The organism is Bradyrhizobium sp. USDA 4486 (assembly GCF_054057995.1).
The window spans coordinates 5,741,135-5,753,314 of sequence record NZ_JBSRZV010000001.1 but is presented as its reverse complement, the minus strand read 5'-3'; the positions used below and the strand labels follow the sequence as shown (position 1 = coordinate 5,753,314).

Genomic DNA, 12,180 nt, shown 5'->3' with positions numbered 1-12,180 from the left:
TGCGGCTTTATCCGTCTTTGCGATGGGAGCATGATCGACATCATCCAAAGCGGCAAGCGTTAAGAATTGCCGCCGGGCGGAAACGAAGAGGACGAGCATGCACAAGCCGGTCACAGCGCAGCCGAAAGATGTCGCGGCCGAGCCATCGGGTCTGCTGGCGCCCGATACCACGGGCATGAATTTCTACCGTGCCGATCCCGCGCTGACGGATCTGTTGCGCATCCATCTGCCGGACAATCTGTTCCGCCACATCGAGCCGCATCTCGACCGCCTCGGCGAACTTGCCGGCGGCCGTCTCGACGAATGCGCGCGGCTGGCCGACCGGCACACGCCCGTGCTGCACCAGCGCGACAAGTTCGGCCGCGACGTTCAATGGATCGAATATCACCCGGCCTATCGCGAGCTGGAGAACGCCGCGTTCGGCGAATTCGGCATCCATGCGCTCTCGATCCGCAAGGGCATCATGGGCTGGCCGGACAAATATCCTGTCGTGGCCAAGCATGCCTTCACCTTCCTGTTCAACCAGACCGAATTCGGCATGGGTTGCCCGATCAACGTCACCGACGGCTGCGCCAAGCTGCTTTCGAATTTCGGCGACGAGGCGCTGAAAGCAAAATATCTCGACGGCCTGACCTCGACCGACATGAGCAAGCTGACGCAGGGCGGCCAGTTCATGACCGAGAAGGAAGGCGGCTCCGACGTTGGCACGCTGACCACGCGCGCCGTGCAAGAGAGCGACCATTGGCGCCTCTATGGCGAGAAATGGTTCTGCTCGAATGCCGATGCCAAAGTCGTGATGCTCTTGGCGCGTCCCGAAGGCGCCGGTCCCGGCACACGCGGTGTCGGCCTGTTCCTGATGCCGCGCTTCCTCGACGATGGTTCGCAGAACCATTATCGGATCGTGCGCCTGAAGGACAAACTCGGCACGCGTTCGATGGCTTCGGGGGAGATCAAGCTCGAAGGCGCGATCGCCTATGCCGTCGGCAAGCTCGACCGTGGCTTCGTGCAGATGGCCGAGATGGTGAACTCCTCGCGGCTCTCCAACGGCGTCAAATCCGCCGCGCTGATGCGCCGCGCCTATCATGACGCCATGACGGTGGCGAAGAACCGTGTGGTGTTCGGCAATCGCATCATCGACCTGCCGCTGGGACGCCGGCAGGTGCTGAAGATCATGCTCTCGGTGGAGCAGGCGCTGTCGATGAGCTTTCTCACCGCCGACGCGCTCGACCGCGCCGAAGCGGGTAGCCAGGATGCCGCGGCCCTGTTGCGCATCCTGACGCCAACCTTGAAATTCCGCGCGACGCGCGATGCGCGCAAGGTCTGCGGCGATGCGCTCGAGATGCGCGGTGGCATCGGCTATATCGAGGAATTCGTCACGCCGCGCCTTTTGCGCGATGCCCATCTCGGCTCGGTCTGGGAAGGCACCGGCAACATCGTCGCCATCGACGCGCTCCGGCGCGCGGTGGGTCGGCACGGCGCTGAATCCGCGCTCGCCGCCGATCTTCATGCCCGCCTCGACGACAGCGCCTCGGTGCCGCAGGCCTGGTGCGACAATCTGCGCGGCTTGGTTGATCGCGCGGTCGGCTTCGCACGCGAGGTCGCGGGCAAGTCGGAGAACGAGGCCGACGCGCGGCGCGCCACCAGCTTGCTCTATCACGTCGCCAGCGCCGTCGCGCTCGCCTGGGAGGCGCACCGCATCCACGCAATGCGCGGCGATGCGCGCCGGTTGCTGCTGTCGCGCCTCGTCATCGACCATCGCGTGACTCCCAGCGATCCGTTCCGGCTGACGGAAAATGCGGCGCAGGCGAAGATCGCAGCGCTGCTGCTGAGTGATCGCGATGCCGGCATGAGCGAGGTTGGCGAACTCGTTCTGGCAGCGTAGGCTCTCCTTTCACCTCTCCCATAGGGAGAGGTGAAGAGTCGACCGCTCAACGAAAAAATAACAACGAGGAAACACCGATGAAGGCCGCCGTCCTCTATGAAGTCAACAAGCCCCTGGTCATCGAGGATGTCAGCCTGCCGAAGCCCGGCCCGCGCGAGGTCCTGATCCGCACCGCGGTCGCCGGCCTCTGCCATTCTGATTTGCACTTCATGGAAGGCCTCTATCCGCATCCGCTGCCGGCGGTACTCGGCCACGAGTCCGCTGGCGTCGTCGAGCAGGTCGGCTCCGACGTCACCTATGTGAAGCCGGGCGATCACGTCGTCACGTGCCTGTCCGTGTTCTGCGGCACCTGCGACAATTGCACCACGGGTCGCACCGTGCTCTGCACCGACGCGACGGTGAAGATGCTGCCGGGCGTCTCCAACCGCATGCAATGGTCGAAGCCGGAGAAGCTGCACCAATTCCTCAATCTCTCCTCCTTCGCCGAGCAGATGCTGGTGCACGAGAACGCCATCGTGAAGATCCGCAAGGACATGCCGCTCGATCTCGCCGCGCTGATCGGCTGCGGCGTCATCACCGGCTACGGCGCGGTGGTGAACACGGCGAAGGTGACGGCCGGCGAGACCGTGGCCGTGATTGGCTGCGGCGGCGTCGGCATGGCCGCAATCAACGGCGCGCAGATTGCCGGTGCGGGTCGCATCATCGCCATCGACACCAATCCCGCAAAGCTCCAGCTCGCGACCAAGCTGGGGGCGACCGACATCATCAACCCGGCGGATGGCGATGTCGTCAAGCAGGTGCGCGATCTCACCAATGGCGGCGTCCAGCATTCCTTCGAGGTGCTCGGCCGCAAGGAAACCGCAGAGCAGGCCTTCGCCATGCTCGCCGCGGGCGGCACCGCCACCATCGTCGGCATGATCCCGTTCGGCCAGAAGATCGAGCTGCACGGTTTCGATTTCCTCAGGGAGCGCCGGATCCAGGGCTCCTCGATGGGCTCCAACCATTTCCGCCTCGACATGCCGCGCCTCGTCGATTTTTACCTGCGCGGCCGGCTGCACCTCGAAGACTGGATCTCCGCCAAGCTGAAGCTCTCCGAGATCAACGAGGGCTTTGCCAACATGAAAGCCGGCAAGACGCTGCGCAGCGTGATCGTGTTTGATAGCTGAGCGTTGAAGCTGGCGCTCGCCAGTGTCACTCCGATACCGGTGTCATCGCCCGGCTCGACCGGACGATCCAGTACTCCGCGGCTGGAGTGGTGCGAACGAACTGCTGCCGCGGCGTCCTGGATGCCGCCGCCTTCGCCGGGCATGACAGCGGAGAGGCGACGCCCGATGTGCCCGCCTCACCGCGAGACGTGTGCGGACACCGCGAGCCACGTGCCATTCTGTTTGGCCCAGCAATCGGTGTACCGCCCGGTCGCCTGCTGGCCGTCCGCCGTGGTGTAGCTCGTCGCTGCGTGGATGATGGCGAAGTCGCCCATGATGCGGATCATAACGTCGTAGGCATGCAGATTGCGAATCGCGATCGGCCCCGCGGTCTGCTCCAGGAAGGCGGCGCGGTCGACCAGCGTCTTGTCGGGATTGGAGCAATAGAATTCCGGCGCCAGGATTTCGTTGAAGCGCTTGACGTCGCAGTTTTGCACGGAGGCGACGTAGTCGCGATTGAGTGCGGTGAGCTGCTCGAGGTCCTGGCTCATGACGTTTCACTCCCATGTTGCCCCTCAAGGTGGCGAGGCGCTCAAGCGCCGTCTCGAACCATGAAGACCCGCTGCTACGTCTCGGCCTTCATCCTTCGAGACGGGCGCGATGCGGCCTCCTCAGGATGAGGGTCTCACTTGTCGTTGAACAAAGGCGGCGGCACGAACCCGCCGAATTCGCGCTCGATCAGTTCAGCCAGCTTGAGCGGCGTACGGTCGTCCAGCCACGGACCGACGATCTGCACGCCGATCGGCAGCCCGTCCGGCGCAAAGCCTGTGGGGATAGCAGTGGAGGGCAGCCCGGGCAGCGTCGCGATGCCGGGCCAGGCGAGCTGGTCGGTATAGACGTGCTCCTTGCCGTCGATCTTGATCCGACGCTGTTCCTGGTCCGGCAAATGGTCGTGCGGATAGGCGGCCGTCGGCATCACTGGGCAGATCACCGCGTCGAAGGACTTGAACAGCTCGCGCCATTGCGCACGCAGGCGGGTGCGGCCGGCATTCGCCGCCTGCCAGTCGCGATGGCTGAGCGCGATGCCGCGCAGGCGTTCGGCGGCAAGGCTATTGTCGCTTTCCGGCAGCGCAGCCGCGGCCGCCTTGGCGCCGGCATAGATGTCGGGCGCGAAGCTCGCTCCCAGGATCGACATCAACATCCGCATATAGAGCCGCGAGGACGCGGCGAAGTCCGGCAGCAGCGGACTGCTGCGTGCGATCTTCACGCCTGATTTGGCGAGATTGTCGGCCAGCCGGTTGATGGCGCCGCGAACGTTCGTATCGGTCGGCAGCACCGGATCGGTGTCGATCACCAGCACGCGGAAATCCCTGAATGACGTATGTCGCGCGGGCGGCAATTCGAGCCGGTAAGCGATGCCGGCGTCGATCGGATCCGGCCCGGCCATCACGTCGAGTACGAGCGACAGGTCGACGGCGCTGCGCGCCATCGGCCCGATCACCGACAGGTCGCGCTCGAACGGCAGCGGCGGCAGCGGCGGCGGCGTGTGGCCACGCATCGCGACGAGATTGAAGGTCGGCTTGTGCGCGTAGATGCCGCAATGGAACGCCGGCACGCGCAGCGAGCCGCCGATGTCGGAGCCGATCGACAACGGGCCATACCCCGCGGCGAGCGCGGCCGACGAACCGCCGGAGGAGCCGCCCGGCGTGCGGCCGAGATCGTAGGGGTTGTTGGTGGTGCCGTAGATGTCGTTGTAGCTCTGCCAGTCGGTGAGCCCGAGCGGCACGTTGGTCTTGCCGATTATGATGGTGCCGGCGTCCTTCACGCGCGTGACCGGCAGCGCATCTTCCCTGGCGATGAAATCCTCGTGCGCGGGAATGCCCCAGGTCGTCGGCAGGCCGGCGACGTTGTAGGATTCCTTCACTGTCATGGGCAGGCCGAGCAAAGGCTTACGCTCGCCGCGGGCCAATGCGGCGTCCGCCTCGCGCGCGGCGCTCAGCGCGCGATCAAAGTCCCGCACACAGATCGCGTTGATCTTGCCGTCATGCCGTTCGATGCGCCCGATCGCATCCTCTGTGAGCTCGACCGCGGAGACTTTCTTTGCGGTCAATGCGGCCGACAGCTCGACCGCACTCTTGTAGCTCCATTCCGATTTGGCCACGGCATGCTCCTGCGATTTCACCGATGAGATGATGCGCAGTTTGGCCGAAGGCTGCAACCGCCGTTTGATGGCGATTGATATGTCACCAGCTGTCATCGCCCGGCTCGACCGGGCGATGAAGTACTCCGGGACGGTTGTGATTGACCCGACACGCCGCGGCGTACTGGCCCGCCCGCCCCAGTGCGCTTGCGCAGAAGGCCGGCGATGACACCGCTGCGAGGCGACCTACGCCGCCCCGATGAGGATCCCCACCGCGAGCACGATGGCGCCGCCGAGCACGATCTGGAATACGGCCTGGAGGAACGGCGTGTCCATGTAGCGCGCGCGGATGAAGGCGATCGCCCATAGCTCGAAGAACACGACGACGCAGGCGATCGCGGTCGCGATCCAGAACGCGTTGGGCCAGCCGTCGGGCACGAGATAGGGCGCGGTGTGGCCGAGCCCGCCGAGCGTGGTCATTGCGCCGCAGGTGATGCCGCGCAGCCAGGGCGAGCCGCGCCCCGTCAGCGAGCCGTCGTCGGACAGCGCCTCCGCAAAGCCCATGCTGATGCCGGCGCCGATCGAGGCGGCGAGGCCGACGAGAAACGTCTGCCAGTTCTGGTGCGTGGCGAAAGCGGCCGCGAACAGCGGCGCCAGCGTCGAGACCGAGCCGTCCATCAGGCCGGCAAGGCCGGGCTGCACATATTGCAGCACGAACATCCGCCGCCGCGTGCGGTCTTCCTCTGCGCGCACGTCGGGCTTCAGGATCTCGTCGGTCAGCGCCACCGCGCGGTTCTCGTGGTGCTTCTCTTCTTCTGCAAGGTCGCCAAGCAGGCGGCGCACGCCGACATCCTCGGCCTGCTCGGCGGCGCGCGCGTAGAAGCGCTCGGCCTCGAGCTCCATGGTCTCGACCTCCTTGCGGATCGTGTCGAGCGGCAGGTTCTTGGTCAGCCAGATCGGGCGCCGGCGCAGAAAGCCTTTGACGTCCTCGCGGCGGATCGGCGGCAGATGCGGGCCGAACCGCTCCTCATAAAGCTTGAGCAGCCGGTGCCGGTGGCCGCGCTCTTCCTCGGCCATCTCCTCGAAGATTTTGGCCGTGTCCGGGTAGCGCTCGCGCAAATCTTCGGCGAAGGTCATGTAGATGCGGCTGTCCTCCTCCTCGGAGGAGATCGCGACCGCAAGCACCTCGCGCTCGGTCAGATCGGCAAAAGTCTTCACGGCGGCCCTGCTATCTAGTTTAGAACGATTCTAAACTATATAGGGCGGCGCAGTTCGCCGGTCAAATCAGGCCATGTGGGCCTTTGCGAGGAAGTCGAGCAGCAGCCGGCTGACCTCGGCGGGCTGCTCCTGCTGCACCCAGTGGCCGGCGCCCTCGACGAGATGGCAGCCGAGCATCCTGGTGCAGCTCTGGCCCTGCATCGCCTCGAACACGCCCGGGCGTTGATAGGTGCCCCAATCCTGCTTGCCGGAGATGAAGCAGGAGGGCACGTCGATGCTGCGGCCGGCAAACAGCCGCATCTCGTTATTGAGCATGCCTGACGTGCCGTAGCGATACCACTGCAGCCCGCCCTGGAATCCGGTGCGGCCGTATTCGGCGCTGTAGTAAGCAAGATCGCTGTCCGGCAGCCATCGGTTGGCGGCGATCGCGGCCGGCGAGGGCATCTCTTTCGCGACCGTCTCGGCCATGGTCTCGTTCAGATCCATTACATAGTAGGTCGGCAGCTTCGCCAGTTCATTCGCCGACCACGATTGCAGCGGATAGGGCTTGTTGTCGGTCCAGTCCGCACTCTTGTGGTGATAATAGGCGCGCAGGAAATCATGCACACCTTGCACCGCGTGCAGCATGTCGTCGTTCGCGCGCCGTGTCGAATAGTACCATTGATAATGCTTGCGCGGGCGGGGCAATGCGGCGAGCTCGCGATGCACGGGATCTTCCATGTCAGGTTTTGCCGGACCATCGACCGTATCGAACGGCAATGTCGGCGCGCCGCCGAACGGCGCACTCATCAGTGTCACCGATCGAAACACGTCGGGCCGGATCAGCGCGCACCACGCCGCGACCGGGCTGCCGAAATCATGGCCGGCAAGATCGACCTGCCTGTAGCCGAACGCCGATGCCAGGGCGAGCACATCGCGCACGAGGTTGAGCAGCGAGAACGGCGTGAGGTCGCCATCATAGTCCGCGGTCCACCCGGTGGTGCGGCCATAGCCGCGCTGATCCGGTGCGAGCACGTGATAACCCGCGGCAGCCAGCACCGGCATCACCTTGCGCCAGGAGAAGGCGAGCTCCGGGAAGCCGTGCAGCAAAAGGATGCAGGGCCGCCCCTTGGTCTCGAAGCCGGCTTCCAGCACATGCATGCGCAAGCCGTTGATGCCGTCGACATAACGCGAGCGGATTCCGGCGGGCAGACGAATGTCGGGGAGATCGGGCATGGTGTTTCCTCGTCATTGCCGGGCATAGCCGTCCGAAGGGCGGCGTCGCTTCCGCTCGCCTATGCCCGGCCATCCACGTTCTTGTTGCCGCCGATTGTAAGAGCGTGGATGCCCGGGACAAGCCCGGGCAGAAAGGGCGATCGCGGCGCGTTAAACCGACTCGCAGACGAACGCATTGCCCTTGCGCCGGATCTTCCCCACCGATGGCGTGGGGAAATGCGCGGTGCAGCACAGCGTGTCAGTATCGCAATAGCGTTCCAGGACGCTGCGGCGCGTCTTCGCCGCGGTGGCCTGGTCGACGTCGAACTTCATCGACAGCTCCGGATAAAGCGTCTGCAGCGGCGAGTGGATGAGGTCGCCGGTAAACACCGCATCGTCCTTGCCGCGCCCCATCGCGAATGCGACATGGCCCGGCGTGTGGCCGGGCGTCGGCACGATGCGGACGTGATCGCCGATCTGATGGTCGTTGCCGACGAGCTCGTGGCGTCCTGCCTCGACCACCGGCAGCACGCTATCGGCAAAGGGTGGCACCTCGGCCTTCGCGTTCTGCTCGGTCCAGTAGTCGAACTCCTGCTTGGCGAAGACGTAGCGCGCCTTGGGGAAGGTCGGCACCCAGCGGCCGTTCTCCATCCGCGTGTTCCAGCCGACATGGTCGACATGCAGATGCGTGCACATGACGAAATCGATGTCCTCGACCGCGATGCCGGCGGCGCTGAGGCCGCGCATATAGGTGTCGTCGGTCTTCATATGCCATTTCGGCCGCTGCGGCCGCGACTTGTCGTTGCCGATGCAGCTGTCGATCAGGATGGTGTGGTGCGGCGTCTTCACCACGTAGGACTGGAAGCACAGGATCAGCGTGTCCGCATCGTCCAGCGCCTTGGCCTGCCGCATCCACGCCCGGTTCTCGGCCAGGATCTCCGCCGTCAGTCCGGGGATGAACTCCAGCGCCGGGAAGAACGGGGCTTCCTGCTCGACGATGCGATGGATGGTGAGATCGCCGACCGAATATTTGAGGCTCATGAGAACTCCCGCGTTTACAGCATGATCCGGACCCGGAGGGCCGCGTCAGCGCAAAGTCTGCAGCGGTCTTCCGAAGAGATCATGCTCAAATTACGCCGGAGGCGGCGCCGAGATCTTCACGGAGGGCCGCTCCAGCATCTTCTGGTGGAAGGCGTCGAGCTTCGGATAGGCCTTGCGCCAGCCGCAATCGGCGAAGCGGAAATCGGCATAGCCGAGCACGCAAGTGAGGCCGATCTGCGAGATGTCGAACGGACCGTTCAGCACCTCGGGCATATTCTCGAAGCGCGCCATGCCGGTCCAGGCCCGGTTCCAATGGTCGTCCGACCAGGCCTGCCATTGCAGGCCCTGCGGCCGCACCATCTTCTCGTAGCGGCACAGCAGCATGGAATCGAGCATGCCGTTGATCAGCGAGTGATTGGTCTTGGCCTTCCAGCGCCGCGGGCCATAATCCGGGATCAAGCTGCCGCCGGCCAGCTCGTTGAGATATTCGACGATGACGTAAGAGTCCAAGATGACGTCGCCGTCATTGGTGATCAGCACCGGCAGCTTCTTCAGCGGCGTGATGCGCGAATAGTCCTCATTGGCCGTGCCCGGCGCGACGGTTGCGGGTATCAGCTCGATCTTGTCGATCAAGCCGAGCTCGATCGCGGCGATGCGCACCTTGCGGGCGAAGGGCGAGGCGGGGGAGAAGGAGAGTTTCATCGGGGCTGTTCCCTGCAATCAAAGATTCTGGAGCGATGCCTTCTCCACCGTCATTCCGGGGCGATGCGACGCATCGAACCCGGAATCTCGAGATTCCGGATCTGGCGCTTAGGCGCCATCCCGGAATGACCGTGGGAGAGATTCCTAGATGCCCGGGTCAAGCCCGGGCATGACGACGGAGCGTGATGCGCGCACGGCCTTACGCCGCGATGATCTCCTGGCGCTGCTCGCCGAGGCCTTCGATGCCGAGCGTGACGACGTCGCCGACATTGAGGAAGGTCGGTGGCTTCATGCCGAGGCCGACGCCGGGCGGAGTGCCCGTGGTGATGATGTCGCCGGGCAGCAGCGTCATGAATTGCGAGACATAGGACACGCACTTGGCGATCGAGAAGATCATGGTCGCGGTCGAGCCGGTCTGGCGGCGCTGGCCGTTGACGTCGAGCCACATCGACAGGTTCTGCACGTCCTTGATCTCGTCCTTGGTGGCGAGCCACGGCCCGAGCGGGCCGAACGTGTCGTGCGACTTGCCCTTGGTCCATTGTCCGAGACGCTCGGTCTGGAAGTTGCGCTCGGAGACGTCGTTGCAGACGCAATAGCCGGCCACGTAGTTCAGCGCATCGGCTTCCGAGACGTATTTGGCGCGGGTGCCGATGATCGCGGCGATCTCCACCTCCCAGTCGAGCTTGGTCGAGCCGCGCGGCTTCTCGACCGCATCGTTCGGGCCGGACAGCGAGGTGTTGGCCTTCATGAAGATGATCGGCTCGCTTGGGATCGCAGCGCCCGTTTCCTTGGCGTGGTCGCTGTAATTGAGGCCGATGGCGACGAATTTCGAGATGCCGGTCACGGGCGAGCCGAAGCGCGGCTTGCCGGAGACGGCGGGCAGCGAGGCCGGGTCAAGGGCCGCCAGCTTCTTCAGGCTCTCCGGCGAATAAGCCTCGCCCGTGAGGTCCTTCAGATGCGCCGACAGGTCGCGCAGCTGGCCGGATTTGTCGATCAGGCCGGGCTTTTCCGCACCCTTTTCGCCATAACGAACAAGCTTCATTCTCGTTTCTCCCTGGAGATGGACCGATCGGTTAAATAGCTTCATGGAACAGGGCGGCCGGAAATTCAACCGCTCAAAAGGGGGCGCATTGCAGCCCTCTGGATTCAGGTGGGAGCGACCGTGTCCCGGACGCGGTGCAGCGTGCAACGCTGCTCCGCAGAGCCGGGACCCAGATTGTGGCCACATGGGCCCCCGGCTTAGCAGCGCATCACTCCGTGCTGCGCAGCATCCGGGGCACGAGACTTAGGCCAGCGCCACAAACCTGAATGCGTCCCTGTCGCGCTTGATATGCCCCGCGGAAAAATGTCCGCCGATCACCAGCGTCGGAGTGTCGGCGAACCGGCTGAACAGCTCGCGTCGCGTCGCTGCGGATTGTGCAGGGGCACTGTCGACGACCGAGCACCAGTCGAGATGCGCCATCTGGCAGGGATGATGGGCGACGTCGCCGCTGAGCAGCGCCTGTTCACCGCCGGACTCGATCAGCACGCTCATGTGCCCGGGGCTGTGGCCGGGGGTCGGGATCACGCTGATCTCCTCGCAGAGCCGGTGGTCGCTCGGGATCAGCTCGGCCCGACCTGCATCGACGATCGGCTTCACGGAATCGTCGAACACCGCGACCTTGTCCGGCTCGGCCGTATAGTCGCGCCAAAATTCGTATTCGGTCTTGCCGAACAGGTAACGCGCCCTGGGGAAGGTCGGCACCCATTTGCCGTCGACCAGCATCGTATTCCAGCCGACGTGATCGACGTGGAGATGTGTGCACAGCACCGTGTCGATGGTCTCAGGCGCAAAGCCTGCCGCGGTCATCGTCTGAAGGAACGGCGTGCTGCGGTTATTCCAGGTCGGGACGCCGCGGCCCTGCTTGTCGTTGCCGAGGCCGGTATCGACCACGATGCGGCGCGTCGGCGTCTCGACCACCAGCGAATGGATCGACATCTTCAGCCGGCCCTCTTCGGTGGCGAAATGCGGGATCAACCAGGGCAGCTTCCGGATCTCGTCATTGGTCGCGTCCGGCAGGATGAAGCGCGTCGAGCCGACTGTCTCCATTTCCACGACCTTGGTGATTTTGACGCTGCCGACCCTCCAGTGCATGCGGTATGCCCCCATTTTCTTGCTTTGGTGCCGAAAGATGCGCACTTTCTACCACTGAGCGCAATGGATCATCTGTCGTGATGTTGCGTTATCGAGGGGAACCTGGAACCAGCCCACGATGCGCCGGGAGGGGAGCCCATGCCAGAGCTTGCGATTTCCGCCGAGAAGGTCGCCTTCATCATCGAGAAGGCGCGCGAATTCGACGTCAAGGAATTGGACTCCGATCCGGATTCCGGCTCCAACCCCAGCGATGACGATTCGGTCGATGTCCTCGAGGACGACGGCTCCGATCCCGTCGGCAGCGAGCTCGGCAGCTTCATCGCTGCCCTGAACGAGGACGAGCAGATCGATCTCGTCGCGCTGACGTGGCTCGGTCGCGGCGAGGGCACGATCGACGAGTGGGACGATTTGCGCGCCCGCGCCGTGGAGGCGCGCGGCGAATATCGCAGGCCCCGGCACGAGACCGTGCAATATCTGCTCGGCGATCCCATGCTGGGCGATCTGCTCGCGGACGGGCTCGACGAGTTCGGCATCGACTGGACCGACGAGCGCCTCACCGCCGATTCCTCCGATCCCAGCGAGCGGGACGAAGACGAGCCGACGAAGCAGCGATGATCTTGCTAATCTCGCCCCGCTAGCGGGCTCTCTTCGCCTCTCCCCCGGGAGAGGCCGGATTGCATCGAAGATGCAATCCGGGTGAGGGGGACTCTCCGCGAGTCCAACT

At 64.5% G+C, this 12,180-nt stretch carries 11 protein-coding genes; 3 read left to right on the top strand and 8 right to left on the bottom strand.

The features are described from left to right. The first annotated feature begins 97 nt into the window (after nucleotides 1-97). Nucleotides 98-1,882 carry an acyl-CoA dehydrogenase family protein gene (locus ACVWY3_RS27250; protein WP_456841214.1) on the top strand — a complete coding sequence of 595 codons (1,785 nt, stop codon included), beginning with the start codon at nucleotides 98-100 and terminating at the stop codon, nucleotides 1,880-1,882. A gap of 77 nt (nucleotides 1,883-1,959) precedes the next feature. Further along, nucleotides 1,960-3,048 carry a Zn-dependent alcohol dehydrogenase gene (locus tag ACVWY3_RS27245; RefSeq protein WP_456841213.1) on the top strand — a complete coding sequence of 363 codons (1,089 nt, stop codon included), beginning with the start codon at nucleotides 1,960-1,962 and terminating at the stop codon, nucleotides 3,046-3,048. Between the two features lie 176 nt (nucleotides 3,049-3,224). On the opposite strand, the gene ACVWY3_RS27240 is transcribed toward ACVWY3_RS27245, so the two are convergent. The 8 genes from ACVWY3_RS27240 to ACVWY3_RS27205 all read right to left on the bottom strand — a co-directional run bounded on the left by ACVWY3_RS27240 (nucleotide 3,225) and on the right by ACVWY3_RS27205 (nucleotide 11,456). After that, a complete protein-coding gene (locus ACVWY3_RS27240) occupies nucleotides 3,225-3,578 on the bottom strand; it encodes a nuclear transport factor 2 family protein (RefSeq protein WP_456841212.1) in 354 nt (117 codons plus the stop codon). Between the two features lie 134 nt (nucleotides 3,579-3,712). Then, nucleotides 3,713-5,188, bottom strand: a complete 1,476-nt coding sequence (locus ACVWY3_RS27235) for an amidase (protein ID WP_456841211.1) — start codon at nucleotides 5,186-5,188, stop codon at nucleotides 3,713-3,715. Nucleotides 5,189-5,413: 225 nt separating this feature from the next. Next, a complete protein-coding gene (mbfA, locus tag ACVWY3_RS27230; RefSeq protein WP_456841210.1) occupies nucleotides 5,414-6,385 on the bottom strand; it encodes an iron exporter MbfA in 972 nt (323 codons plus the stop codon). A gap of 66 nt (nucleotides 6,386-6,451) precedes the next feature. Continuing rightward, nucleotides 6,452-7,600, bottom strand: a complete 1,149-nt coding sequence (locus ACVWY3_RS27225; protein WP_456841209.1) for an alpha/beta fold hydrolase — start codon at nucleotides 7,598-7,600, stop codon at nucleotides 6,452-6,454. Nucleotides 7,601-7,750: 150 nt separating this feature from the next. Beyond that, on the bottom strand, nucleotides 7,751-8,620 hold the full coding sequence (locus tag ACVWY3_RS27220; RefSeq protein ID WP_456841208.1) for an MBL fold metallo-hydrolase: 870 nt from the start codon (nucleotides 8,618-8,620) through the stop codon (nucleotides 7,751-7,753). A 90-nt stretch (nucleotides 8,621-8,710) separates the two neighbouring features. After that, nucleotides 8,711-9,322, bottom strand: a complete 612-nt coding sequence (locus ACVWY3_RS27215) for a glutathione S-transferase family protein (protein WP_456841207.1) — start codon at nucleotides 9,320-9,322, stop codon at nucleotides 8,711-8,713. Between the two features lie 199 nt (nucleotides 9,323-9,521). After that, nucleotides 9,522-10,364 carry a fumarylacetoacetate hydrolase family protein gene (locus tag ACVWY3_RS27210; RefSeq protein ID WP_456841206.1) on the bottom strand — a complete coding sequence of 281 codons (843 nt, stop codon included), beginning with the start codon at nucleotides 10,362-10,364 and terminating at the stop codon, nucleotides 9,522-9,524. 243 nt (nucleotides 10,365-10,607) lie between these two features. Then, nucleotides 10,608-11,456: an MBL fold metallo-hydrolase gene (locus ACVWY3_RS27205; RefSeq protein WP_456841205.1), complete on the bottom strand. Its 849-nt coding sequence runs from the start codon at nucleotides 11,454-11,456 to the stop codon at nucleotides 10,608-10,610. Between the two features lie 138 nt (nucleotides 11,457-11,594). On the opposite strand from ACVWY3_RS27205, the gene ACVWY3_RS27200 reads away from it, so the two are divergent. Further along, nucleotides 11,595-12,071, top strand: coding sequence for a DUF3775 domain-containing protein (locus ACVWY3_RS27200; protein ID WP_456841204.1), 477 nt, complete (start codon nucleotides 11,595-11,597; stop codon nucleotides 12,069-12,071). The last annotated feature ends 109 nt before the right edge of the window (nucleotides 12,072-12,180 follow it).